The following is a 24,059-nucleotide window of genomic DNA, read 5'->3' as shown; positions in this document are numbered from 1 at the left end:
AGATCAGCGCAGAAAGCTCTCCAGATAGGGCATCATCGCCTCGCCAGCCTTGCCGAACAGGCCTCGATCCCATGCAATCGTCGCACCGGCGACCATCGCGCCCAGAACGACCGCCCAGACGATCACGCCAAGGCCGCTCTTCTCCTTGCGATAGACAAGGTCGTGATAAACGGGACGGGGTTTGTGCGGTGGTCGTGCCATGACCGGATTATCGCACGAAATCGGTGAAGGTTTCGTTGCCAAACCCCTGTGTCCTACAGATAAATTCCGCAATAGAACCGCACAGTCATGATCTGCGATCTCACCCATTCCCATTATCACCTGATCGACTGGATCGATCAAAAGGTAAATATTGATCGATCCGATTTTTCCTTATCCCGTGTCAACTTTGTCAACTTCCACGGGGTCGGCAGTCATTTTCGCATGGGAACGCTGATTGTCTGGCCTTTTGCGACTCGGACCCGTAGGACCTGATTCAGATGGCGAGCGAACTGCATTTTTCCCCGGTCCTGTCCGATGCGCTGGTGATCCTTGGCGCGGCAGGCATCGTCATTCCGGTCTTCGCCCGGTTCCGCATCACCCCGATCATCGGGTTCATCCTTGTCGGCATGCTGGTCGGTCCATTCGGTCTGGGCCGGCTCGTCTTCGATTATCCATGGCTGCAATACGTCACGATAACCGACCCACAAGGGTTAGACCCATTTGCCGAATTCGGCATCATCCTGCTGCTCTTCACGATCGGGCTGGAGCTATCTTTCAACCGATTGTGGCAGCTGCGGCGCATGGTCTTCGGCCTCGGCGCGCTGGAACTGACGATTTCGGCGGCGCTGATCGCTTTTGCGCTGATGACGATGGGGCAGTACTGGACCGGGGCGCTGGGCCTTGGCCTCGCCCTCGCCCTGTCCTCTACCGCGCTGGTCCTGCCGATCTCCGGCACGAAAAGTCCTGTCGGCAAGGCGGCGCTTTCCATGCTGCTGTTCGAGGACATCGCCATCGTCCCGATCATCTTCCTGCTGGGCGCGATGGCGCCCTATGCCAGTTCGGACGGGATGGAGGGCCTCTGGTACACGATCTGGACCGGCGGGTTGACCGTCATCGTCCTGATGATCGGCGGCAGGCTCTTGCTACCGCGTCTGTTCGCCCAGGCCGCACGTACCAAAAGCCCCGAGCTGTTTCTTGCCGCCAGCCTGCTGGTGGTCATCATCGCCTCACTGGCTACGGCGGCGGTCGGCCTGTCGCCCATCGTCGGCGCGCTGCTGGCGGGCCTGTTGATTGCCGAAACCGAATACCACACAGAGGTTGAGGGGATCACCGCGCCGTTCAAGGGGCTCGCGCTCGGCATCTTCCTGATCACCGTCGGCATGGGTGTCGATTTGGGTGTGATCATCGACAATGCGTGGCCAATCTTTCTGGCCGTCTCGGCCGTTCTGCTGGTCAAGGCGCTGGTCACGGGCGGGCTGCTGCGCATGATGGGCGCGCGTCGCGGAACGGCGGTAGAAACGGGCATCACGATGTCCAGTCCGTCCGAGACCACGCTGATCGTGCTGTCCGCGGCGGCCACCGCGCAACTGATTCAGCCCCAGACCGCGCAGTTCTGGCAGATCGTCACCGCCATCGGGCTGACGATCACGCCGATCCTCGCGCTCTTGGGCCGCAAGGTCGCTCGCCACGTCGATACCGCGCCCGCGACTGACGAAGCGAGCCAGGAGACGGATCCATCGGAAGGACGCGCGATCATCCTTGGATATGGCCGCGTGGGGCAACTGATCGCCGACATGATGACGCGGCACGATCAAAGGTTCCTCGCTATCGATTCCGACCCGGAACTGGTCACGCTCGCGCGGCGGCGTAAACACCCGTTGATGTTCGCCGATGCGCGCGGCCCGGCGTTGGACCGAATCGACCTTTCGAAAGCCAGCGCCATCATCCTGACCATGGACGAGCCGGTTCTGGCCGGTCGATTGCTGCGCAAACTGCGCGAACGCTATCCCGACATTCCGATCATTGCCCGCGCCCGCGATACGGCGCATGCTGCCGAACTCTATCGCGCCGGCGCGACCGAAGCCGTGCCCGAAACGCTTGAAAGCTCATTGCAATTGTCCGAAGCTGTGCTGGTCAACGTTGGCGTGGCAATGGGACCGGTCATCGCCTCGATCCACGAAAAGCGCGACGAATACCGCGAACAGATCATGCGCGAAGGCGAGTTGACCAAGAAGCCTAAGCTGAAAACCAGCTTGGCCAGCAGGAACAGCGAAGCATCGGGCGAACCGGTCTGAAGGCCAGCAGATTCAGCCCGCCAGCGCTTCCTTCACCGCAGCAATGGCATCATCGGCCTTGGACCCATCCGGACCACCGCCCTGCGCCATGTCGGCCCGGCCGCCGCCGCCCTTGCCGCCCAGTGCCTCAACACCCTTGCGGACAAGGTCGACCGCGCTGAACCGCTCTGTCAGGTCGTCGGTTACGGCCACGGCAAAAGCCGCACGACCGTCGTTCACCGCCGCAATCGCCGCGACGCCGGAACCGAGTCGCTTTTTCGCCTCGTCCAGCAAACCGCGCAATTCCTTGGGATCCATGCCGTCCAGCACCTGCCCCGCGAAAGCGACACCGCCAACCTCTTCGTCCGTAGGCGCAGCAGCCGCGCCGCCACCGGTCGCACCGGCGAGCGCCAGCGCCTTCTTGGCCTCGGCCAGTTCGCGATCCAGCTTCTTGCGCTCGTCGATAAGCGCCGCGACACGGCCCGCAACCTCATCCGGCGCGGCTTTCATGATGCCGGCAATGGCCTTCAAGGCATCTTCGCGCCCAACAAGCCACTGGCGCGCAGCTTCGCCGGTCAGAGCCTCGATCCGGCGCACGCCAGACGAAACGGCGCTTTCCGACACAATGCGAAATACCGAGATGTCGCCCAGTGCATTAACGTGCGTGCCGCCGCAAAGTTCGACCGAATAGTTGCGACCGCCATCCGCCTTGCGCCCCATCGACAGCACGCGAACCTCGTCGCCGTATTTCTCGCCGAAAAGAGCCATAGCCCCCGCCTCGATCGCATCGTCGGGACTCATCAGACGCGTTGCAACCGGTTCGTTTCCGCGAATTTCGGCATTCACTTCCGCTTCGATGGCGCGAATATCTTCATCGGTCAGCGCCTTGGGGTGCGAGAAGTCGAAACGCAGACGATCAGCCGCTACCAGCGACCCCTTTTGTGTCACATGCTCGCCAAGCCGATTGCGAAGGGCCGCATGGAGCAGGTGCGTCGCCGAGTGGTTCGCACGGATGGCGTCGCGCTGCTCCGCATCGACGGACAAGTGAACTGTTTCACCAACGGCAATCGCGCCCGCCTCAACCGTTCCCTGCATCGCGTGAAGGCGGCCGAGAGGCTTTGCCGTATCGCCGATCTTGATGACAAGCCCGCTTGGCGCGGTGATCGATCCGCAGTCACCGGCCTGCCCGCCACTTTCGCCATAAAAAGGCGTCTGGTTGGTCAGCACAACGACGTCCTGCCCCGCTTCCGCAGATTGGGTTTCCACCCCATCGACCAGCAGCGCGACGACTGTGCCCTCGCCTTCGGTGGAGGAGTAACCGGTGAATTCGGTCGCGCCTTCACGTTCTGCAATGTCGAACCAGATCTCGCCGGATGCCGCATCACCGCTGCCCTTCCACGCGGCACGGGCAGCAGCCTTCTGCTGCGCCATCGCCATGTCGAAGCCCTCACGATCAACGCCAATACCGCGCGAGCGCAAAGCATCTTCGGTCAGATCGTAAGGGAAGCCATACGTGTCGTAGAGCTTGAAGGCGGTCTCGCCCGGTAGCTCGTCGCCATTGGCCATGTCGCCGGTAGCTTCATCAAGGAGCTTGAGGCCCTTGTCGAGGGTCTGGCGAAAGCGGGTTTCCTCACGCTCCAGCACTTCTTCGATCAGTGCTTGGGCACGGGTAAGGCCAGGATACGCCTGCCCCATCTCGGTCACCAGCGCGGGGACTAGGCGGTGCATCAACGGCTCGCTCGCACCCAACAGATGTGCATGCCGCATGGCGCGGCGCATGATGCGACGCAGCACGTAACCGCGCCCTTCGTTCGACGGCAGCACACCATCGGCGAGTAGGAAGCTGGTCGAACGCAAGTGATCGGCAATGACACGGTGGCTGGCCTTATTGCCACCCTCGGCCTTCACACCCGTCAAACTTTCCGAAGCCTCGATCAGGGCGCGGAATGTATCGATGTCGTAGTTGTCGTGAACGCCCTGCATGACCGCAGCGATGCGTTCGAGGCCCATGCCCGTATCGATCGAGGGCTTGGGAAGCGGTTCACGCAAACCGTCGGCCTTCTGTTCGAACTGCATGAAGACGAGGTTCCAGATCTCGATAAAACGATCGCCATCCTCGTCCGGCGATCCCGGAGGGCCGCCAAAGATGTGATCCCCATGATCGTAGAAAATCTCGCTGCACGGTCCGCACGGTCCGGTATCGCCCATAGACCAGAAGTTATCCGAAGTCGGAATGCGGATGATCTTGTGATCCGGAAGACCCGCGATCTTTTTCCAGAGATCGAATGCCTCGTCATCGGTGTAATAGACGGTTGTCGTCAGCTTCTCTGCAGGAATGCCCCACTCTTTGGTGAGAAGCGTCCAGGCATGTTCTATCGCCTGTTCCTTGAAATAGTCGCCGAACGAAAAGTTGCCCAGCATCTCGAAAAATGTGTGATGCCGCGCGGTATAGCCGACGTTGTCGAGATCGTTGTGCTTACCACCGGCGCGAACGCACTTTTGCGAAGAGGTTGCGCGCGGCGGATCGCGCGTTTCCAGTCCGGTAAAAACGTTCTTGAACGGCACCATGCCCGCGTTCACGAACATGAGCGTGGGATCGTTGTAGGGCACCAGCGGAGCCGAATGCACTTTTTCGTGTCCGGCCTTCCCAAAATAGTCGAGGAATGAGGCCCTGATGTCGTTCGTCGAAGTCATGGCCTGCCAGTTAGGACAGCCGCGCATTTCCGACAAGCCGCGATGTGGCCACAATTCCCGGTCTTGGTAATCGGGCCGCTCGACAAAAAGGGGCGAGACCGTCCTGGCCCCGCCCCCATTTGCATTTTCGTTCGCTCAGAAAATCAAATCACTCTTCGTCGCCGCTTGGACCAACCATCATTTCCTCGGCAACCTCGTCGGTCTTTCCGCGAATAGCCGCTTCCAGCTTGGCGCACATCTCGGGGTTTTCCTTGAGGAAGGTCTTGGCATTCTCACGACCCTGCCCGATGCGAACCGAATCGTAGCTGAACCAAGCGCCCGACTTCTCGACGATACCCGCCTTGACGCCGAGGTCGAGAATTTCGCCGATCTTCGAGATACCCTCACCGTACATGATGTCGAATTCGACCTGCTTGAACGGTGCGGCGACTTTGTTCTTCACCACCTTCACGCGGGTTGCGTTGCCAACAACCTCGTCGCGCTCCTTGATTTGGCCGGTGCGGCGAATGTCGAGGCGGACCGAAGCGTAGAACTTAAGCGCGTTGCCGCCCGTCGTCGTCTCCGGATTACCGTACATCACGCCGATCTTCATGCGCACCTGGTTGATGAAGATCACCATGCACCGCGAACGGTTAATCGAACCGGTCAGCTTGCGCAGAGCCTGGCTCATCAAGCGAGCCTGCAGACCCACGTGGCTGTCGCCCATCTCGCCCTCGATCTCGGCACGGGGCACCAGCGCCGCGACCGAATCGACGACCAATACATCGATAGCGTTCGAGCGAACCAGCGTATCCGTAATCTCCAGCGCCTGCTCGCCCGTATCTGGCTGAGATACGATTAGTTCATCAATGTCGACGCCAAGCTTCTTCGCATACCCGGGGTCGAGCGCGTGTTCCGCATCGACGAAAGCGACGGCGCCACCGTTCTTCTGCGCTTCGGCTATCACGTGCAGCGCAAGCGTCGTCTTGCCCGAGCTTTCCGGCCCGTAGATTTCCACGATGCGCCCGCGCGGCAAGCCGCCGATGCCAAGCGCGATATCCAGCCCGAGCGATCCGGTTGAAATCGATTCGATCTCGATCGCCTCACGGCTGCCGAGTTTCATGGCCGAGCCCTTGCCGAAGGCCCGGTCGATTTGTGCGAGCGCCGCATCGAGCGCTTTTTGCCGATCCACGTTGTTTTCCTTGTCCACCAGCTTCAGGTTCGCAGCCATCGTGGCCTCCTGTCGTTTCGTGTTGCCCCCCGGTCTTTTCCAACCGGCCGACTCGCGGTGTATCCCATTTGTTCTACAGGAACAAGAGGAGAACGAAACGAAGCAGAAGTTCCGATATGCTCAAAAGCAGCCTACGTCTATCCGCGTGCCGCGCCCAGCACCCCAGCGACCTTTTCCCCGATCTGTGCGACAGAAAAAGGCTTTGGCAGGAAATACATGGACGCAATATCGATTTCGCGCCGCAGCTGTTCCTCGGCATAGCCGGACATGAACAGGATCGGCAGATCAGGTTTGATCTTGCGAATCTCGCGCGCCATCGCGGGGCCGTCCATCGTCGGCATCACCACGTCGCTAATGATCAGGTCGAACTCGCCACCTGCGCGAATGACCTCAAGCCCCTCTTCGCCGTCCGAAGCGGCCGTTACCGTGTAACCCTGTCGCACCAGCGCCCGTTCGGCCACTGCACGGACGGTATCCTCGTCCTCGACCAACAGGATGCGACCGGTGCCGCCAAACGCCGCACGGGGCTCGGTTTCGATCTTGGCTTGCGTAACGATCTCACCTGGCACCGGCACGTGGACCGGCAGGTAGACCGTGAACCGCGCACCCTGTCCCGGCTCGCTTTCGGCAAAAATGAACCCGTCGGACTGCTTCACGATGCCGTAGACTGTGGACAGGCCAAGCCCGGTACCCTTGCCGGTTTCCTTGGTCGAATAGAACGGCTCGAAGATCTTGCCGATATTGTCGGCGGGAATGCCCTCACCCGTATCCTCGACGATCAGCGCGGTATAATTGCCCGGCGGCAGGATTTCGTTCTTGAGCGCCCGCACATCGCGTGCAGAAACTTTACGTGTCGAGATGGTCAGCGTGCCGCTATCCCCTTGCGACAACATCGCATCGCGCGCATTTACGGCTAGGTTTACGATAACCTGCTCCAACTGCTGCGGGTCAGCACGAACGGCGCCAAGCGCGCGGTCGTGCTTTACCTCAAGCCGGATTTTCTCGCCAATCAACCGCTTCAGAAGCGCCGAAACCTCGGACACGATATCGGGCAATTGCAGCACTTGTGGCCGCAGGGTCTGTTGGCGCGAAAACGCCAACAATTGCCGGGTAAGCGACGCCGCACGGTTCGAGTTCGCCTTGATCTGCTGAATGTCGTCGTAATCGCTGTCGCCCGGGGCATGGCGCAACAACATCAAGTCGCAATAACCGATGATCGCCGTCAACACGTTGTTAAAGTCGTGCGCAACGCCGCCCGCCAACTGGCCCACCGCCTGCATCTTGGTTGCCTGCGCTACCTGACGTTTAAGGCGAGTTTCTTCCGTCGTGTCCTTCAGGCTGAGCAGAACGGCGGCTTCGCCAAGCCCGCGAACGCCAGCAAGGCTAAGCGCCACCGGATCGTCCGGCGTGGAGTGCAGACGCACCGGCATCGCGCCAGAACTGGGTGTCCCCGCTGCATGGCGTCGGATCGAATCGGCCAACGCGCCCTTGTCTTCACGAACGACAAGGTCGGACGGATAGGGCGGAATTTCGCCGTGCGTTTCCAGACCGGCAGCCCTGCGGAAGGCTTTGTTAGCAAACAGGAACCTGCCCTCACGGTCGGTCATCGCAAGGCCGAGCGGCAGGAGAGCCAACAAACTCTCGATCTCTGGCAGGGCTGCCGAATTGCCGGAACTCAAGCCGCCCTCGATGATCAGAAACAGGACCGGCGGCTCGCCAGACTGCTTTTGGTCGATGATATCGGGATCGACGATCGGCAAGTGGATCAGGCGCAGATCGTCGCCACTGGTCCCCTCACGCGCGTAAAAGATGCGGTCGTACTCGTCGGCGGTCAGGTACTCCACGAACTCGCGGCCCACCAGATTGGCGGGAATTTCCCCGGCGGCACGACGCGCAAATTCGCCATTCGTACCAAGAATTTCACCATTCGCGCTAACCGCCACGGCATGGATACCCGCGATGCCCAGTGCGCGCCCCAGCTTGTCATCCAGCTGCCGCACCAGGCGGGCGGCCAGATCGACCGTCTCGACAGGGGCAAGTTCCCAAACGAGGTAGTTCTGCCCACGCCCCGCCCGCCGCAGAACAGCATGCCAGCGACCGCTTGTGCCGACGAGCGCATCGGTGCTGGCCTCACCCTTGCGCCAGGCTTCACGGGCAGTGCGCGCAAGGCGCTCTTGCGAGTCCTCATCCAACGCCAGTTGCGGCGGGATGTTGTAGAACCCGAACCACTCTCCATAACGGCTGTTGGCACAAACAACCTTGCCGGAGCGCTCGGTAATCACGGTCGCGACATCGGGTCGCTCGATGGCTGCAACCGTCACTGACCAGTCCGGCGCGGCCAGCTTGGCCTCCGCGTCGTCGGGCGCTCGCTTCATCGCACTGCGCAGCACGACGATAAAGACGATCAGCGCACCGGCGTAAGCAAGCGTCAGCTCCCACAATTCGGTCATCAGCTGGATCGCCACGGCGCTGGCCAGAACAGCCGTCGCGATCATCGCCCAATCGGGCAGGCTACGGACCGAGCTCTCGCGAATGGGTCCCAGCATCAGGCACTGCCCTCTGCATGGCGTGCGCGTTCAAGCCGTTCGCGGCGGGCCCGGATTATCTTCTTGCGCTTGCGCGCGACCCACCAACGCCAGCCCCATGACGAGAACAGATAGCCGAGCGCGCTACAGATCGACGCCAGCGCGACAAGACCGAACGCCGTCACGAGCGTCTCGCCCGTCAGCCATTCTAGAAACTTGTCGAACTCGGTCTGCTGCATCGCGGTGCTGACCGGGGCGATGATTGTGACCTCATCGACGCGAAGCAATGTGCTGCCCAGCCAGTTCGCGAACCACCAGACGAAGGGAATTGTCGCGGGGTTGGTGATAAAAGTTGTCGTGGCCGCAACCGGAACATTGGCCCGAAAAGGCAAAGCCAAAAGCGCGGCAACAAAAATCTGGCCCAGCGGAATGATGATCCCCGCCGCTATACCCAAGGCGACCCCGCGCGGAACCGACCTGCGGGTAAATCGCCAAAGTTCGGACCGCAAAACGCGGTGTGCATAGGGACGGATGAAGCGGTTCTGCTCCATCTGTTCCCGCGTTGGCATTTTCGATCGCGTCCAACCGATGATCCGGCCGGCAAGGCGCTGCGCCATGATACCCTTTTTCGTTCCGATAACCGCAGATAGCCAGCGGCCATGCCCCCTTATACGCCGCGTTTCTACACAGGTGGTGAACGGCGTCACAGCTCCATGACGACGTTTACCATAATTGTCATCATTCTGCCGGAAATAATGCGCCCGAACGGATCGCAGGATCGTCCGATTGTTCCGGCGGGGGCGTCAGCCGTTTTCGCGCAACAGGCGCGCCTTGTCCCGCTTCCAGTCGCGGTCCTTGATGGTGGCGCGCTTATCGTGGGTCTGCTTGCCCTTGGCCAACGCCAGCTCGACCTTGGCTCGCCCCTTGCCGTTGAAATAGACCGACAGGGGCACAAGCGTCATACCCTTGCGCTCTACCGCGCCGAAAAGCTTCTCGATCTCACGCTGATGCAGCAGCAGCTTGCGCGGCCGCTTCGGCTCATGATTAAAGCGGTTGCCGTGGCTGAATTCGGGAACGTTGGCATTTACCAGCCAGACCTGTCCATCGCGAACCTCGGCATAGGATTCGGCAATAGATCCTTCACCCGACCGCAACGACTTTACCTCGGTGCCCGTCAGCGCGATTCCTGCTTCGAACGTATCCTCGATAAAGTAATCGAACCGCGCTCGCCGGTTCTCGGCGACGGTCTTTACTTTCTCAAACGTGGCGGGCTTCGGTCTGGCCATAGGGCAGGCATGTAGGGGGCGGTTCGCCTATGCGAAAGCCCCCACCTTTCAATTCAAGCCGGTTCCAGCAACCCGGCATGTTCCAGCGCCGCATCGACGGCGGCCTTTGCCTTATCCGAACAGGTGACCAGCGGCAGACGCAGTTCGTCGGTCATCCAATCGTGCACGCGACTAAGCGCATACTTGCACGGCGCGGGGCTGGCATCCTCGAACATGGCGTAATGGAGTGGATAAAGCCGATCGTTAATCTCTCGCGCGCGCGCGAAATCGTTGTCGACGCAAGCCTGCTGAAATTCCGCGCACAGTTTGGGCGCAACATTTGCGGTAACCGAAATGCAGCCCATCGCGCCTGCCGCGTTGGCCGGAAGCGAAAGCTCATCGTCGCCTGACAGCTGGCAAAAATCAGGTCCGATGCCCATGCGATGATCGACCACGCGCGACAAATCGCCGCTGGCGTCCTTGATCCCGACAATCCGATCCGGAAAGCGCTTCGCCAATTCGCAGACCGTTTCAGGCTCGATATCGGTAACCGTCCGCCCTGGCACGTTGTAAAGCACGATCGGCAGATCGCAATTTTCGGCCAAATGCGAGAAATGTGCGATCAGCCCGGCCTGGCTGGGCCTATTGTAATAGGGAGCGACGACCAGTGCCGCGGTTGCGCCATAACGCTTGGAAAACGTCATGTGCATCAGCGCATTTGCCGTATCGTTCGAACCGCACCCGGCGATAACCGGAACGCGACCTGCCGTATGTTCGACACAAATCTCGATTACACGATGATGCTCGGCATTGGTCAGCGTGGATGCCTCGCCCGTCGTTCCACAGGGGACGAGCGCTTTGGACCCATTCTCGATCTGCCAGTCGATCAGGCGGCGAAACGCATCTTCATCGACTGTGCCATCGCGAAACGGGGTAACAAGCGCTGGTATCGACCCTGAAAACATCGGGTAAGCTCCGGTAAATATGGAATATGCTGTTCGTAACTGGATTATGGTTAAGACGGAACACACTGCCTGCCTTAACGTTCACCGGCTGATAAGGAGGGTTTCCCTATAATGTCCAGCATGGTCACACGTCGATTCATTATGCGTCGCACAGGCCTTTTGAAGGCCGGTCTTGCCACAACTGCCGCGTTGGGGTGCGTTTTCGCCCTGCCCGCCGCCGCGCAGGAAGGTGATGCGCAGGCGCAGACGTTCGGCCAGATCGAATGGAACCCTTCGGATTGGGATAAAGCGCGGATGCGTTCGCTGGCGGCGCGTCCGGGGCCGATGACCTATGCCGTCACTCGCTGGAATCAGCTGATTGAACAGCGGAGCGGTTCTTTCGAGGAATATGCCGGGTTCATCAGCCAATATCCCGGCTTTCCTCGCCAAGATTACCTGCAGGGCAAGGCAGAGGCGGCGATGGCCGATACCTATGTCGATCCGGCTCGCATGGTGGCGTTTTTCGACAAGTACCCGCCGATCAGCAACACCGCCCGCGCGCAATATGCCTTGGCACTGCGCGCAGTCGGTCGCCCCGAAGCGGCAACCGTCGCGCACGAAGCTTGGCGCGGCGGAACCATGTCGCCCACAGCAGAGGCGACGATCCTGTCGATGTTCGGCAACCGCTTTACAGAGGCGGATCACGTCGCGCGCATGGACGAACTGCTGTGGCAGGCCGATCTTGCTGCTGCTCAGCGTCAGATATCGCAAGTTCGTGGGTCATCGCGCGCGTTGCTGATGGCACGGCTCTCGGCGGCGCAGGGGCAGGACCCGGCGACGATTGGGCTGACGGTTCCAGCCAACGCCAATAGCGACCCCGGCTATCTCTACAATCGAGCCCGGCAGCTGCGCACAAGCGGTCAAAACATGGCCGCGCGCGGATTGATCGCAAATGCTCCGGCCCTGTCCAGCTTGCCTTCGGACCAGCGCGCTTTCGTAACCGAGATGCGTATGCAGGCGAGCGATGCGTTGGCCATCGGCGATGTCGGCACGGCGGTGCGGATCGGCAAGCGCGCACTGCAGGCTTTCGGACCGAAAGACGACGTGTCGCAAATGTCGAGCGGCATTCGCGACGAGTTCGAAAAGCTGTTCTACCCGGTTGGCGAAGCCGCGCTGAAGCGTGGCGACGCGGCCAGCGCCGCCGCGATGTTCGAGGCATATGGTGCCTCGCAACGCACGGCCCCTGCCCGCACCAAGGGTTTCTATTTCGCCGGTCTTGCCGCTGACAAGGCGAACCTTCAGTCGGTCGCAAAACGCAATTACGAGGCGGCGGCCGCCTATCCCGACCAGTTTTATGGCCAGCTCGCCCATGAAAAGCTGGGCCGCGCGCTAGAGGTGCCGACCGGCGTTCTTCCCGCGCCTTCGATGGCGGCGCGTCAAGCATTCAATGCGCAGCCACTCGTACAAGCTGCTCGCGAAGTTGGGCGCATGGGTGATTGGCGCACCGCGGTCTATTTCTTCCGCGAACTGGGCCAGCAGGCCGATTCGCCGGAAGATTGGGCGTTGATTGCAGGGTTGGCGCGCGAAACGGGTCGCCGTGACCTTGGCGTTATCGCGGGACGCGAAGCATCTACCGCGCAGATATATGCCTTTGCACCCTATGCTTTCCCGCGAATCGACGTTCCGACCGGCACCGATCGCAATTGGTCGATGATTCACGCGATCAGCCGTCAGGAAAGCCAGTTCGCCACCGATGCAGTCAGCCATGCCGGTGCGCGCGGGCTCATGCAATTGATGCCGGGCACCGCGCAGGAACAGGCGGGCAAGATGTACATGAGCTACAGCCGGGACTCGCTGATTGGCGACCCGCAGTACAACATGCGCCTCGGCTCGGGCTATTTCGCGCGGATGATGGACGTGTTTGGCGGATCCTATCCGCTGGCGGTCGCGGCCTATAACGCCGGGCCGGGCAACGTGGGCAAATGGCTGCGCGCGAATGGCGATCCGCGCACCGGTGCGGTCGACTGGGTTGATTGGATAGAGGCGATTCCGTTTACCGAGACGCGGCGCTATGTCGCGCGCGTGCTGGAAAATGCGGCTTATTATGATGCTCTTTACCCCGATGCGGGCAACAAAAGCGGCGACTATCCGCTGAGCTATTACCTCGGGAAACGACCTGGCCAATGAGTCGGAGCCATTAACTGGGGGCTAGTAATGGCGTTCGCTGCGCCACCCGATTAAGACCGTTGGCATGAGCGACGTTGCGAAAGTTAAAGGCAATCCGATTACGCCAGCGGGCTATGCCGCGATGCGTGCGCGTTACGACGTGCTGCTTGGCGAAGAGCGTCCGAAGATCGTCGACATCGTCAGCTGGGCCGCCGGAAACGGCGACCGGAGCGAGAACGGCGATTACATCTACGGGCGCAAACGGCTTCGCGAAATCGATCGCGAATTGGCGCACCTGTCGCGTCGGATGAAATCAGCACGTGTCGTCGATCCGGCGGACCAGCCGGACAAGGGACGCGTCTTCTTCGGGGCTAAAGTAACAATTGCCGATGAGGACGACGAACATCGCACCGTAACTATTGTCGGTGACGACGAGGCCGATGCCAGCGTATCCCGAATTGGATGGGGCTCTCCCCTCGCCCGCGCGCTACGCGGTGCTGCGGCTGGCGACTTGCGCACCGTAAGATTGCCAAGCGGTGAGAAAGAGTGGGAAATCATGGATATCTCCTATGATTAGGTGGCTACTCCCCTCACTTGCATTGATATCCGCACCCGCCGCCGCGCAGCCCGAACCCATTGCCGCACATGAAGGATGGGGCGCTTTCCGCGAAGGCCAGAAGTGCTACGCCATCGCCCTGGCCGAACCCTCGCAACTGGCCCGTCAACGCCAGCCTTTCGCCAGCATCTCCGCCGGGCCGGGCAATCAACGCCTAACCTTGCGCTTGTCCCGCACGCTGGCACGTGACGCGGTAATCACCCTCGATGTGGGCAATCGCCGCTTCCGGCTGACCGGCGGCGGGGACACGGCGTGGAGCGGCGGCGACAGGACAAGTTCCGACCGCGAAGTCGTGGCGGCAATCCGTAGCCGCGATACGATGACCGTTGGCGCGCGCGACCTGAATGGTCACTATTTCCGCGATTCCTACCGGCTAGAAGGTGCGCCCACGGCAATCGACGCCGCCATCGTTGCCTGTCGCTGACATACGAAAAACGCGGGGCCGGTCGCCCGGCCCCGCGCATTTTCTCGTTCGCTCTGCTCGCGCTTAGAAACGCATGCCAACCGATGCCACGACCTGATGACGGTCAGTGTCGATGTCGAAACGGTCGCTGTCAGGCAAATCCTGAAAGTCGATTTCCGCTTCGCTGTACTTCGAATAGCGATACTCGATCTTGGTAAACATGTTGTCGCTCATCGCGTACTCAAGACCCGCGCCAAGGCGCCAGCCGTCGGTGTCGATGTTCTCGTCCAGCTCGTTCTCACCATCAGTGGCCAGAACGTTGTAGCGGGCGTTGGTATAGCCGCCCTTTACATAGGCTAGCAGGTCGGGCGAAACCTTGGCGCCGACGCGGGCACCGACATAAAGATCACGACCTGCGTCCACGCGGCCAAGACCGAAGCCTTCGAAATCGCCGCCATTGCTGTACTCGGTCTTTGCGGTCGAGTCGGTGTATTCGCCTTCGACACCGACAACCACGCCGCCCATATCGACGTCATACCCGATACCGACACCGTACATCAGGCCATCGATGCTCTCGTCATCCTGATCGTTGATGTCATTGTCGGAAGTGGAGCCCGCCTTGGAAACGTCATAACCGATGATGGCCTCGACGCGTGGGCCGGTGAAGTCGCTGGACCCCATGTTCTGGGCAGCGGCGGGCATCGCTACGACACCGAACGCGGTACCGGCGGCGAGAATTGCGATAGTCTTTTTCATGGTAACTCCAATCGTTTCCCTCATCCCCATTTGCGGGGTGGACCAGTGAAACGAAGAAGCCGATTTGCTTGTTTCCTTAACGCCAGACAACAGGGTAACTCGCCGAGATTTCGGCACATTTCACCGTCGAAATGTGCGCGATTTGCGGTGAGATTCCACCCAATGCGTTTTCCGATCTGAGTGTGTCTTGAAACCGGATCGGCGGCACCCTTTGCGCGGGCGCACGCACGCTCTATATGGCGCGTCATGCAGATGAATATGCCAGTTCCGGGCCATATCGACCCCGTCCCCGTTCCCCGCGAAGTTACTCCGCGTGAAGATGGACGGATCGACTTGCTCGGCCTCCCCAGGAAGCAGATCGCCGCCCTGTTCGAGCAGGCAGGCCTCGACGCACGTCAGGCGAAGCTGCGCGGCAAGCAGGTGTGGCACTGGATTTACCACCGCGGCGTGTCCGACTTTGAAGCGATGACTGACATCGCCAAAACCATGCGTCCGTGGTTGACCGAACGTTTCGTCATCGCTCGCCCCGAGGTGGTGGAGGCCCAGCACTCGACCGACGGCACGCGCAAGTGGCTGCTGCGCACCGCCGACAACCACGATTTCGAAATGGTGTTCATTCCCGACGCCGATCGCGGCACGCTCTGCGTGTCGAGTCAGGTGGGTTGTACACTCAATTGTCGGTTCTGCCACACCGGGACGATGCGGTTAGTGCGCAACCTGACTCCGGGTGAGATTGTGGGACAAGTGATGCTTGCCCGCGACGCGCTGGGCGAATGGCCAAAGGGCCGGATGGACGGCCTGGACGTCGAAGAGAGCGAAGGCGACTACACCTCCGACGGGCGCCTGCTCACCAACATCGTGATGATGGGCATGGGCGAACCGCTCTATAACTTCGACAACGTCCGCGACGCGCTCAAGATCGTAATGGATGGTGATGGGCTTGCCTTGTCGAAGCGACGCATTACCCTTTCCACCAGCGGCGTCGTGCCGATGATGGAAAAGTGCGGCGATGAGATCGGGGTGAATCTTGCCGTTTCGCTTCATGCCGTCACCAAGGAAATTCGCGACGAAATCGTGCCGATCAACAAGAAGTACGGCATTGAGGAATTGCTACAGGCCTGTGCCGACTATCCCGGCGCATCCAATGCCCGGCGCATCACCTTCGAGTACGTGATGCTGAAGGACAAGAACGATAGTGACGACGATGCGCGCGAACTGGTCCGCCTGATCAAGAAGTTCAAGCTGCCCGCCAAGGTCAATCTTATCCCCTTCAATCCGTGGCCGGGTGCGGTCTATGAATGTTCGACGCCTGAACGCATCCGTGCATTCTCGAACATCGTCTTCGAAGCCGGGATCAGTGCCCCCGTCCGCACCCCGCGTGGGCGCGACATAGACGCGGCTTGTGGCCAGCTTAAGACGGCGGCGGAAAAGAAGAGCCGTGCCGAACTGGACCGCATCGCGGCAGAGAAACAGGCTGCTTTGGAGGACTGATCAGTCCGCGTCCTGCCGATCGTATTCGGCGCGAGCAGCTTCGATCTCCATACGGTTTTCCAAGACCCAGTGGCTGAGCCGCCGTACAGGCTCTGCAAGCGAGTGCCCCATTCCCGTCAACGCATAGTCAACGCGCGGTGGTACGGTCGGCGTAACCGTCCGGCTGATCAACCCATCACGCTCCAAGTTGCGCAGAGTACGCGTCAGCATCCGTTGCGAGATGCCATCGACCGCGCGGCGCAACTCGTTAAAGCGCCGGGGTTGCTCGCCCAGCTTCATCACCACTTGCATCGACCACTTGTCCCCCACGCGCGACAGCATGTCGGTTACGGCGGCGCACGCGCCGAATGCTTCGATCAGGTCGGTATCACCGATGTGCCCTTCGGACGTTCGTGTGCCTTCTTGCGCAAGTGTGGGGGTCAATTCCATATCCGGGTAGTTATCGTTTTATACCGGAGATTACCAACGTGAATATTCTACACATCGACAGCGCAACCACCGGCGCGGCATCCGTCACCCGCGCCCTCACGGCAAAGATCATCGAAAAGCTAAAGGCGGATAATCCCGATGCCACCGTCACATATCGCGACCTTGGCACCGAACCGCTCGCGCACCTCAATCCCGTTCTCGTCGGCGCAATCCGCTTTCCGGACGAAGACAAATCTGACGATATGAAGGTTGCTGCCGAGGCGGAGCGCAAGGTTCTTGATGAATTTCTGGCCGCTGATGTCGTCGTGATCGGCGCGCCGATGTACAACTTTACCATACCGTCCAACCTGAAGGCTTGGATTGATCGTCTCGGGATCCCTCGGGTCACCTTCCGCTACTCAGAGAACGGACCAGAGGGTCTTGTCGATGGACGGAGAGTAATCGTCGCCTCTTCTGCTGGCGGTCGGTACCAGCCCGGTCAGCCCCCACTAACATTCCACGAAGGTCTAATCGAAGCATTCTTTGGCTTTATCGGAGTGGATGACGTGACCTTCGTTCGAGGTCACGGAGTCGGTGCGTACGGCCCCGAACAGGCCATTGCCAACGCGCAAGAAGCGATCGACGCACTTTAGGGTTGAGCGGCGATCAAGGTTAAATTCGGGTTAAGGGCATTTCATCGCAACCCGGCAACCACTTGTCCCGCATTGTGTTTCTGCATGGCCGGTTCATCGCAGGTTCCGGTGGCGAAATGCAGATTCGCATCCAACCGCTGATCCGGGAGCAACCCGGGCAGGTGGAAGGAAGAAAGGACGAATTATGAAAAAGACCCTGATCGTAGCGGTCGCAGCCGCGGGACTGGCCCTTCCCGCCGCTCCGGCTTTCGCAGACCCGCCGTCCTGGGCCCCGGCCCACGGCTATCGCGACAAGCACGAACGCAGCTATCGCCGTGGTGACCGTTATTACGCGCCGCGCCAAATGCGCCGTGGCGACCGCTATTGGCGTGGTGATGACGGTCGCTATTACTGCAAGCGCGACGATGGCACGACGGGTCTGATCATCGGTGCTGCCGGTGGTGCGCTTCTTGGCCGCGAGATCGATGGCGGGCGTGACCGTACGACCGGTACGATCCTCGGCGCTGCCGCAGGTGCCATCATCGGCCGCTCTATCGACCGTGGTGATGCCCGCTGCCGTTGATCAAGATAGAAAAATGACATTGGGGCCGGACACTATCGGGTGTCCGGCCCTTTTGTTTTGTGATCTCGCCGCTTCACAACCGGCTGCAGATGTGGTCCTTTGCTGGCCATGATTTCCGCGAAACGACCCGCAGTCCTCATCACCGGCTCTGCCCAAAGACTGGGTGCAGACATGGCCCGTCGTTTTGCCGATTCGGGATGGCACGTGATCGTGCACTACCACAGCTCCAGCACTGATGCCGACCGCCTGGCCGACACGCTGGAGAGCGCGGAGACGGTGGGGTTCGACATCTCCGATCTCTCGGCCATTGAAAAGACCGTCAAACGTCTTGCTGGAGCGCTCCTCGAATGGTGCGTTTTGATCAATTGCGCCGCCGTGTTCGAGCCTGACACGGCGCATGCGATCGATCCGGACGTGTTCGACACGGCAATCCGCACGAATGCCGAAGGCCCCGTGGCGTTGGCACAAGCGTTTCTTGCCCAAGCGCAGAGCGATCGAGGGCGGTGTGTTATAAATGTGCTCGACCAGAAGCTCGCGAATATGAACCCCGACTTTTTCAGCTACACCATGGCTAAGGCGGCGCTGGCGAACGCGACCCAGATGTTGGCAATGGCCCATGTGGGATCTGACGACAGGATTTACGGCCTTGCCCCGGGTGCAATGCTGCCCAGCCACGATCAGGTCGCGCACGAGCATGAGATTAGCGGCCGCATGAACCTGCTGCACCGCCTGACCCGGCCCGACGAGCTTTCGGAGGCTGCGCTGTTTCTGGCGAGTGGCGCGCTGGAAAGCGGACAGACGATCTACGTCGATTCCGGCCAGCATCTGATGTCTCAACCGCGCGACGTTTTGCACCTCGCACGCGGCGAAAGCTGAGACACTTTCGGAATAAGCTTGTAGGATCAATCGCATGAGCGCATCGGAAAGCATCCTTGATCGGTTTTTCGCATCGATGATCGATCATGGTGTGCTGACCGTTCACCATGCCAGTGGACGCATTTCCAGATTCGGCGCGCCCTCTCCCGGTTTTGAGGAACTGGAAATCACGCTGGGCGATGGCGTCGCGCGTCAGATCCTGACCGACCCGCGACTTGGCGCTGCCGAGGCGTGGATGGACGGCAAGCTGCACATTGCAGGCGGCGGGATCATGGAATTGATCCACATGCTGCGCGCCAATCGCCGATGGGACCACGGACAGGGCCTGCGCGCGCCGACGTTCTTCCGCCGAATGAAGGATAGACTTTCGTTCGTCCGCACTGCCGTCAACCACGCGGCCAGTTCGAAGAGCAACGTTGCGCACCATTACGACATCGGCAACGACTTCTATCGCCTGATGCTTGATGCACCGCACATGCAATATTCATGCGCCTATTGGCCGGACGGCGTGGAGACGCTGGAACAGGCACAAAAGATGAAGCTGGCGCATATCGCCGCCAAGCTGGCGCTCGAACCGGGACAACGGGTGCTCGACATCGGGTGCGGTTGGGGCGGCATGGCGATTTTCCTCGCCCGGCGCGCGGGCGTTCATGTCACCGGCATCACGCTTAGCGAGGAACAACTGGCGCTGGCGCGCGAGCGGGCCGAGGCCGCCGGCGTTTCGGCCCTGACCCGCTTTGAACTCGTCGACTATCGCGACTTGGCCAAGAGCGGCGCCACTTTCGACCGTATCGTATCGGTCGGCATGTTCGAACATGTAGGCCGCCCCCAGTTCGAGGCTTATTTCCGCTCGATTGGCCAGCTCATGCATCAAGGCGGCGTTGCGCTGGTCCACACCATCGGGCGCATGGGTAAGCCGGGCACGACCGACGCCTTCACGCAAAAGTATATCTTCCCCGGCGGCTATATACCCGCGCTGTCCGAAACGGTAGCGGCCAGCGAGAAAGTACGCCTGATCGCCAGCGATGTCGAAACGCTGCGCCTCCACTACGCCAAGACGCTGCGCTGCTGGTACGACCGGTGCATGAACCACAAGGAAGAGATCGAGGCGATGTACGACCCCCGTTTCTTCCGCATGTGGACGTTCTATCTGGCCGGCGCGACGTCGGCATTCGAGAATGGCGGAATGTGCAACTTCCAGATACAGTATGTCCGCGACCGGTACGCACTGCCCCTGTCACGCGATTATATGGCATCGGCAGAAACGCAGCTGAACGCTTGAACCGAAGGCAGTGTCGCGCCATGCGACGGCGATGTCTGTCGCTCCAGCCCCACTGACGCGCCGCGCCATATTCGCGCAGGCCTGGCCGATCATGGTCGGGCAGGCGACCGTGCCGCTCGTCGGGATCGTCGATACGCTTGTCGTGGGCCGAACGGGGGATGCTGCCGCACTGGCGGGCGTGGCGCTGGGTGCGACGATCATCAACCTCGTGTTCTGGAGCTTTGGCTTTCTCCGCATGGGCCTTACCGGTCTGGTCGCACAAGCTGACGGCGGTGGTGCAAGGCGCGAGGTCGAGGCCCTGCTCTTTCGCGGCATCGGCATCGGATTTGCACTCGGGCTGGCGCTCTTCGCGCTGCATGTGCCGATCACCGCGCTTGCGCTTGCCATGATGTCTGGCGGCACGCAGGTAAGTGGGGAGGCTTCAGCCTATGTATCGGCCCGTTTTTTCGGGGCACCTGCTGCGCTGGCGGTCTATGCGATGACCGGTTGGCTGCTCGGTCTTGGGCGGACACGCGACGCATTGTTGCTGCAGATTGTGATGAACCTCGCCAACGCCGGGTTCGATGTCGCCCTCGTCTGGGGAGCAGGGCTTGGCGCGGGCGGCATCGGTGCGGGCACGGCAGGGGCGGAGTGGCTGGCCTTGATAACCGGCCTTGCGATTTGTTCTCGCATTGCCGGGGTCGGCCCGCTGGCGCTTTTGCGCCGAACGCCTCGTGCAGACCTGCTCGATCCAGAGGCCTTGCGCCGCTTGTTCGCCGTGAATCGCGACCTGATGATCCGCACGATTGCCCTGCTCTTCGCCTTCACGTGGCTCGCCAATGCCGGGGCGCGTCTGGGGGCGACCACGCTGGCGGCGAACCATGTCCTGTTGCAATTCGTTTCGGTCTCGGCCTTCGTGCTCGATGCATTTGCGTTCACGGCAGAGGCGCGCGTTGGACAAGCGATCGGTGCCGGATCGCGCGAGAGATTTTTGCGCTCCGTTCGCCTGACCAGCGAGTTCGCAATCGCTGGCGGGCTTGTTCTCGCAGCGATCTATTGGCTCGCGGGCGGCACGGTCATCAACCTGATAGTCACCGATCCAGCCACCGCATCCATCGCTGTGGCATTCCTGCCTTTCGCCGCGCTCATACCGCTGATCGGCGCGCCGTCGTGGATGCTCGACGGCGTGTTCATCGGCGCGACGCAAGGCAAGGCGCTGCGCAACGCTGCAGTGTTGACGACCGCGCTCTATGTCGCGCTCGATCTGACCCTGCGCCAGACGGGCAACATCGGCGTCTGGATCGCTTTCACAACGACCTATCTGCTGCGTGCGGCGACCCTTGGTGCCTATATTCCCGGCCTTATGCGGTCGATTGATGGGAAGGATATACTTGCGAACAGCGCAAGCGCCCCCTAACCGGCGCGCATGAGCGACTCCATCAAGAAAGTGGTCCTTGCCTACTCGGGCGGCCTCGACACCTCCGTCATCCTGAAGTGGCTTCAGGTCACCTACAACTGCGAAGTGGTGACCTTTACCGCCGACCTCGGCCAGGGTGAGGAACTGGAACCCGCGCGCGCCAAGGCGCAGCTGATGGGTATTCCGGAACAGCACATCTATATCGACGATTTGCGCGAAGAATTCGTTCGCGACTTCGTTTTCCCGATGATGCGCGCGAACGCCAAGTACGAAGGCGACTACCTGCTCGGCACGTCGATCGCACGCCCCCTGATTTCCAAGCGCCTGATCGAGATCGCACACGAGACTGGCGCCGACGCCATCGCGCACGGCGCGACCGGCAAGGGCAATGACCAGGTCCGCTTCGAACTGTCGGCCTATGCGCTCGATCCCGATATCAAGGTCATCGCCCCGTGGCGCGAGTGGGACCTGAATTCCCGCACCGCCCTCATCGCGTGGGCGGAACAGCACCAGATCCCGGTGCCCAAGGACAAGCGCGGCGAAAGCCCGTTTTCGACAGACGCAAACCTTCTGCACACATCTTCCGAAGGCAAGGTGCTGGAAGACCCGTGGGAAGAGACCCCGGACTACGTATATTCGCGCACGGTGAACCCGGAAGACGCGCCCGACACTCCCGAATATATCGAGATTGGGTTCGAAAAGGGTGATGGTGTTTCGCTGAACGGCAAGCCGACATCGCCCGCCACGCTGCTGACTGAGCTGAATGAACTGGGACGCAAGCATGGCATCGGGCGTCTCGATCTGGTCGAGAATCGCTTCGTCGGCATGAAGTCGCGCGGCATGTACGAAACACCGGGCGGCACGATCTACGCCGCTGCGCATCGCGGTATCGAACAGATCACGCTGGATCGCGGCGCGGCGCACCTCAAGGACGAGCTGATGCCGAAATATGCAGAGCTCATCTACAACGGCTTCTGGTTCGCGCCAGAGCGCGAGATGCTGCAGGCCGCTATCGACCATTCGCAGGCGGCAGTGAACGGCACCGTCCGGCTGAAGCTCTACAAAGGCTCGGTCTCTGTCGTCGGTCGCAAGTCGCCAAACTCGCTCTATTCCGAACGCCACGTGACGTTTGAGGATGACGCGGGCGCATATGACCAGAAGGATGCGGAAGGCTTTATCAAGCTGAACGCGCTGCGCCTGAAGCTGTTGGCCAAACAGGGCCGCTAACCGCACCTGCAAAAATCGGCGCCGCGACTGCGCGATTCGTTCGCTGTTGCGGCGGAACCGCGCCAAATGACGGGTTTGTCCACTCTTGTCCACCGGGAATCGCATGCCCTGTGGAAAAGTAGCCGCTTGGCCGCTTGAACGACTCACGCTGCGGAGGCACCTTTGGATTGTCGAAAGGGAACGAACCCGCTGGCAGACCGGCCGAAAGGCCTGGAACGACAGAGGAAATTCAAAACCTTCCGATATGCCAGTGCAAACCGCACGGTGCAGCCAGAACCAGCGTTCGTGATCTTCGGATCGTGAATGAGGAACCGGGCAGATCGTGAGAGGAAAGACCGGCATGGCCGAATCTTCGGCCCTGACGTGGACGAAATGGCGCGAAGCCTCCCTTGTGGAAGTGGAACACCGGATCGGGTGAAGCGACAGGCCACAAGAAGATGCGGCTTCGGATCGGGAAGCGAACGGAACGGGAGAAGAGAACGCTCTTCCAAACCGAACCGACCCCCCGAACGATCCGGATGCCGGCGCGAGCGCCGGGCGACATAGGCCTTCGAACCGCCAGGTGCGATAGCCGAAACGCCGGGCGCCAAGTTCCCCCTGGGACCACGCGACGGTGAGAGTGGGGCCGGCAGTGATGCCGGCCCCATTTGCGTTCCGCGCCCTCTCCACCGACCGAGTCGCCGCCATCTCCAATCCGCCCGACCGTTCCCGGAACCGGGGCCGAATGTGGCGGAATTGAGACGGAGCGAAACCTTTGGTTCGTTTTTGCGTGGTATAAGCACCTGCATGGACGGGACTATTCAGAAACGCTCCGCACAGCGTCGGGCCTCTCGCCTCGCGCTCGGTTTTGCCATCGTCGCCCTCGTGCCGGCCACCGCCGCACTGGCGGTTAGCGAGGACGTGCAGGCCGCACGCCCCGGCTTCGAAACCGACCTGCAGAGCGACATCGACCTTGCCCCCCTGCCCGGCATGGGCAACGACGCGGCCCCCTTCGCCGAACCCGAACCGGCCAACGATGCCTCCGACGTGGCAGAGGAGCTGGGCATCGGCATGGCCAGCTGGTACGGGCCAAAATTCGCCGGTCGCCCCACGGCCAGCGGCGAACGGTTCAACCCTGCCGAATACACCGCGGCGCACCGCACCCTGCCCTTTGGCAGCAAGGTCCGCGTCACCTCGCCCCGCACCGGCAAGTCCATCGTGGTCCGCATCAACGATCGCGGCCCGTTCCATGGCAAGCGCGTGATCGACCTGTCAGAGGCCGCCGCCGACGCCATCGGGCTGAAGGCCCGCGGGCATGACCGGGTAACGCTCAGCCTCCTCGAAGGCTAAG

21 protein-coding genes are annotated in these 24,059 nt (G+C 61.1%); 12 read left to right on the top strand and 9 right to left on the bottom strand.

What is annotated here, in order from left to right; translation table 11 throughout:
• Nucleotides 1–3: 3 nt before the first annotated feature.
• Nucleotides 4–201 (bottom strand): hypothetical protein, encoded by a 198-nt coding sequence (locus AB433_RS06110; protein ID WP_047820340.1) that lies wholly within the window; start codon nucleotides 199–201, stop codon nucleotides 4–6.
• 278 nt (nucleotides 202–479) lie between these two features.
• Between AB433_RS06110 and AB433_RS06100 the strand changes: the two genes are divergently transcribed.
• On the top strand, nucleotides 480–2,276 hold the full coding sequence (locus tag AB433_RS06100; RefSeq protein ID WP_047820338.1) for a cation:proton antiporter domain-containing protein: 1,797 nt from the start codon (nucleotides 480–482) through the stop codon (nucleotides 2,274–2,276).
• 12 nt (nucleotides 2,277–2,288) lie between these two features.
• On the opposite strand, the gene alaS is transcribed toward AB433_RS06100, so the two are convergent.
• From alaS to dapA, 6 genes are all read right to left on the bottom strand, one after another.
• Nucleotides 2,289–4,949: an alanine--tRNA ligase gene (gene alaS / locus AB433_RS06095; protein ID WP_047820337.1), complete on the bottom strand. Its 2,661-nt coding sequence runs from the start codon at nucleotides 4,947–4,949 to the stop codon at nucleotides 2,289–2,291.
• A 148-nt stretch (nucleotides 4,950–5,097) separates the two neighbouring features.
• A complete protein-coding gene (gene recA, locus AB433_RS06090) occupies nucleotides 5,098–6,159 on the bottom strand; it encodes a recombinase RecA (RefSeq protein ID WP_047820336.1) in 1,062 nt (353 codons plus the stop codon).
• A 137-nt stretch (nucleotides 6,160–6,296) separates the two neighbouring features.
• Nucleotides 6,297–8,705 (bottom strand): hybrid sensor histidine kinase/response regulator, encoded by a 2,409-nt coding sequence (locus AB433_RS06085; protein WP_047820335.1) that lies wholly within the window; start codon nucleotides 8,703–8,705, stop codon nucleotides 6,297–6,299.
• Nucleotides 8,705–9,253: a DUF2062 domain-containing protein gene (locus AB433_RS06080; RefSeq protein WP_082135028.1), complete on the bottom strand. Its 549-nt coding sequence runs from the start codon at nucleotides 9,251–9,253 to the stop codon at nucleotides 8,705–8,707. The genes AB433_RS06085 and AB433_RS06080 overlap by 1 nt, the downstream gene beginning before the upstream one ends.
• Before the next feature lie 234 nt (nucleotides 9,254–9,487).
• Nucleotides 9,488–9,970, bottom strand: coding sequence for an SsrA-binding protein SmpB (smpB, locus tag AB433_RS06075; RefSeq protein WP_047820333.1), 483 nt, complete (start codon nucleotides 9,968–9,970; stop codon nucleotides 9,488–9,490).
• 53 nt (nucleotides 9,971–10,023) lie between these two features.
• Nucleotides 10,024–10,914, bottom strand: a complete 891-nt coding sequence (dapA, locus tag AB433_RS06070) for a 4-hydroxy-tetrahydrodipicolinate synthase (RefSeq protein ID WP_047820332.1) — start codon at nucleotides 10,912–10,914, stop codon at nucleotides 10,024–10,026.
• A 141-nt stretch (nucleotides 10,915–11,055) separates the two neighbouring features.
• Here dapA and AB433_RS06065 point away from each other — a divergent pair, with 141 nt between their 5' ends.
• From AB433_RS06065 to AB433_RS06055, 3 genes are all read left to right on the top strand, one after another.
• The gene (locus AB433_RS06065) at nucleotides 11,056–13,080 is read left to right on the top strand and encodes a lytic transglycosylase domain-containing protein (RefSeq protein ID WP_047823451.1); all 2,025 of its coding nucleotides are present in this window, start codon (nucleotides 11,056–11,058) and stop codon (nucleotides 13,078–13,080) included.
• A 64-nt stretch (nucleotides 13,081–13,144) separates the two neighbouring features.
• Nucleotides 13,145–13,636, top strand: coding sequence for a transcription elongation factor GreB (greB, locus tag AB433_RS06060; protein ID WP_047820331.1), 492 nt, complete (start codon nucleotides 13,145–13,147; stop codon nucleotides 13,634–13,636).
• A 22-nt stretch (nucleotides 13,637–13,658) separates the two neighbouring features.
• A complete protein-coding gene (locus AB433_RS06055) occupies nucleotides 13,659–14,099 on the top strand; it encodes a hypothetical protein (protein WP_053059016.1) in 441 nt (146 codons plus the stop codon).
• A 63-nt stretch (nucleotides 14,100–14,162) separates the two neighbouring features.
• Here AB433_RS06055 and AB433_RS06050 read toward each other — a convergent pair whose 3' ends face one another.
• Entirely contained in the window at nucleotides 14,163–14,834 is a 672-nt protein-coding gene (locus AB433_RS06050; protein WP_047820329.1) for an outer membrane protein, read from the bottom strand.
• A gap of 246 nt (nucleotides 14,835–15,080) precedes the next feature.
• On the opposite strand from AB433_RS06050, the gene rlmN reads away from it, so the two are divergent.
• Nucleotides 15,081–16,325 (top strand): dual-specificity RNA methyltransferase RlmN, encoded by a 1,245-nt coding sequence (rlmN, locus tag AB433_RS06045; protein WP_047820328.1) that lies wholly within the window; start codon nucleotides 15,081–15,083, stop codon nucleotides 16,323–16,325.
• Here rlmN and AB433_RS06040 read toward each other — a convergent pair whose 3' ends face one another.
• Complete coding sequence (locus AB433_RS06040) at nucleotides 16,326–16,748, bottom strand: winged helix-turn-helix transcriptional regulator (protein WP_245626600.1); 423 nt, start codon at nucleotides 16,746–16,748, stop codon at nucleotides 16,326–16,328.
• Nucleotides 16,749–16,792: 44 nt separating this feature from the next.
• Between AB433_RS06040 and AB433_RS06035 the strand changes: the two genes are divergently transcribed.
• From AB433_RS06035 to AB433_RS21220, 7 genes are all read left to right on the top strand, one after another.
• The gene (locus AB433_RS06035) at nucleotides 16,793–17,386 is read left to right on the top strand and encodes an FMN-dependent NADH-azoreductase (protein ID WP_047820327.1); all 594 of its coding nucleotides are present in this window, start codon (nucleotides 16,793–16,795) and stop codon (nucleotides 17,384–17,386) included.
• A 184-nt stretch (nucleotides 17,387–17,570) separates the two neighbouring features.
• Nucleotides 17,571–17,948, top strand: coding sequence for a glycine zipper 2TM domain-containing protein (locus AB433_RS06030; protein WP_047820326.1), 378 nt, complete (start codon nucleotides 17,571–17,573; stop codon nucleotides 17,946–17,948).
• Nucleotides 17,949–18,056: 108 nt separating this feature from the next.
• A complete protein-coding gene (locus tag AB433_RS06025) occupies nucleotides 18,057–18,824 on the top strand; it encodes an SDR family oxidoreductase (protein WP_047823448.1) in 768 nt (255 codons plus the stop codon).
• A gap of 34 nt (nucleotides 18,825–18,858) precedes the next feature.
• On the top strand, nucleotides 18,859–20,106 hold the full coding sequence (locus tag AB433_RS06020; protein WP_047820325.1) for an SAM-dependent methyltransferase: 1,248 nt from the start codon (nucleotides 18,859–18,861) through the stop codon (nucleotides 20,104–20,106).
• A 31-nt stretch (nucleotides 20,107–20,137) separates the two neighbouring features.
• The gene (locus tag AB433_RS06015; RefSeq protein WP_053059015.1) at nucleotides 20,138–21,502 is read left to right on the top strand and encodes an MATE family efflux transporter; all 1,365 of its coding nucleotides are present in this window, start codon (nucleotides 20,138–20,140) and stop codon (nucleotides 21,500–21,502) included.
• Nucleotides 21,503–21,511: 9 nt separating this feature from the next.
• Nucleotides 21,512–22,729 (top strand): argininosuccinate synthase, encoded by a 1,218-nt coding sequence (locus tag AB433_RS06010; protein WP_047820323.1) that lies wholly within the window; start codon nucleotides 21,512–21,514, stop codon nucleotides 22,727–22,729.
• A gap of 786 nt (nucleotides 22,730–23,515) precedes the next feature.
• On the top strand, nucleotides 23,516–24,058 hold the full coding sequence (locus AB433_RS21220) for a septal ring lytic transglycosylase RlpA family protein (protein ID WP_245626598.1): 543 nt from the start codon (nucleotides 23,516–23,518) through the stop codon (nucleotides 24,056–24,058).
• Nucleotide 24,059: the final 1 nt, after the last annotated feature.

This window comes from Croceicoccus naphthovorans (genome assembly GCF_001028705.1).
GTDB lineage: Bacteria > Pseudomonadota > Alphaproteobacteria > Sphingomonadales > Sphingomonadaceae > Croceicoccus > Croceicoccus naphthovorans.
The sequence above is the reverse complement of the archived record's forward strand: the minus strand, read 5'-3'. Positions and strand labels throughout refer to the sequence as shown.

Bases quoted from the DNA above. Each gene is read 5' to 3' on its own strand.
- AB433_RS06110 (WP_047820340.1), bottom strand. From the start codon at position 201: ATGGCACGACCACCGCACAAACCCCGTCCCGTTTATCACGACCTTGTC.
- AB433_RS06100 (WP_047820338.1), top strand. From the start codon at position 480: ATGGCGAGCGAACTGCATTTTTCCCCGGTCCTGTCCGATGCGCTGGTG.
- alaS (WP_047820337.1), bottom strand. From the start codon at position 4,949: ATGACTTCGACGAACGACATCAGGGCCTCATTCCTCGACTATTTTGGG.
- recA (WP_047820336.1), bottom strand. From the start codon at position 6,159: ATGGCTGCGAACCTGAAGCTGGTGGACAAGGAAAACAACGTGGATCGG.
- AB433_RS06085 (WP_047820335.1), bottom strand. From the start codon at position 8,705: ATGCTGGGACCCATTCGCGAGAGCTCGGTCCGTAGCCTGCCCGATTGG.
- AB433_RS06080 (WP_082135028.1), bottom strand. From the start codon at position 9,253: ATGCCAACGCGGGAACAGATGGAGCAGAACCGCTTCATCCGTCCCTAT.
- smpB (WP_047820333.1), bottom strand. From the start codon at position 9,970: ATGGCCAGACCGAAGCCCGCCACGTTTGAGAAAGTAAAGACCGTCGCC.
- dapA (WP_047820332.1), bottom strand. From the start codon at position 10,914: ATGTTTTCAGGGTCGATACCAGCGCTTGTTACCCCGTTTCGCGATGGC.
- AB433_RS06065 (WP_047823451.1), top strand. From the start codon at position 11,056: ATGCGTCGCACAGGCCTTTTGAAGGCCGGTCTTGCCACAACTGCCGCG.
- greB (WP_047820331.1), top strand. From the start codon at position 13,145: ATGAGCGACGTTGCGAAAGTTAAAGGCAATCCGATTACGCCAGCGGGC.
- AB433_RS06050 (WP_047820329.1), bottom strand. From the start codon at position 14,834: ATGAAAAAGACTATCGCAATTCTCGCCGCCGGTACCGCGTTCGGTGTC.
- rlmN (WP_047820328.1), top strand. From the start codon at position 15,081: ATGCAGATGAATATGCCAGTTCCGGGCCATATCGACCCCGTCCCCGTT.
- AB433_RS06030 (WP_047820326.1), top strand. From the start codon at position 17,571: ATGAAAAAGACCCTGATCGTAGCGGTCGCAGCCGCGGGACTGGCCCTT.
- AB433_RS06025 (WP_047823448.1), top strand. From the start codon at position 18,057: ATGATTTCCGCGAAACGACCCGCAGTCCTCATCACCGGCTCTGCCCAA.
- AB433_RS06020 (WP_047820325.1), top strand. From the start codon at position 18,859: ATGAGCGCATCGGAAAGCATCCTTGATCGGTTTTTCGCATCGATGATC.
- AB433_RS06015 (WP_053059015.1), top strand. From the start codon at position 20,138: ATGTCTGTCGCTCCAGCCCCACTGACGCGCCGCGCCATATTCGCGCAG.
- AB433_RS06010 (WP_047820323.1), top strand. From the start codon at position 21,512: ATGAGCGACTCCATCAAGAAAGTGGTCCTTGCCTACTCGGGCGGCCTC.
- AB433_RS21220 (WP_245626598.1), top strand. From the start codon at position 23,516: ATGGACGGGACTATTCAGAAACGCTCCGCACAGCGTCGGGCCTCTCGC.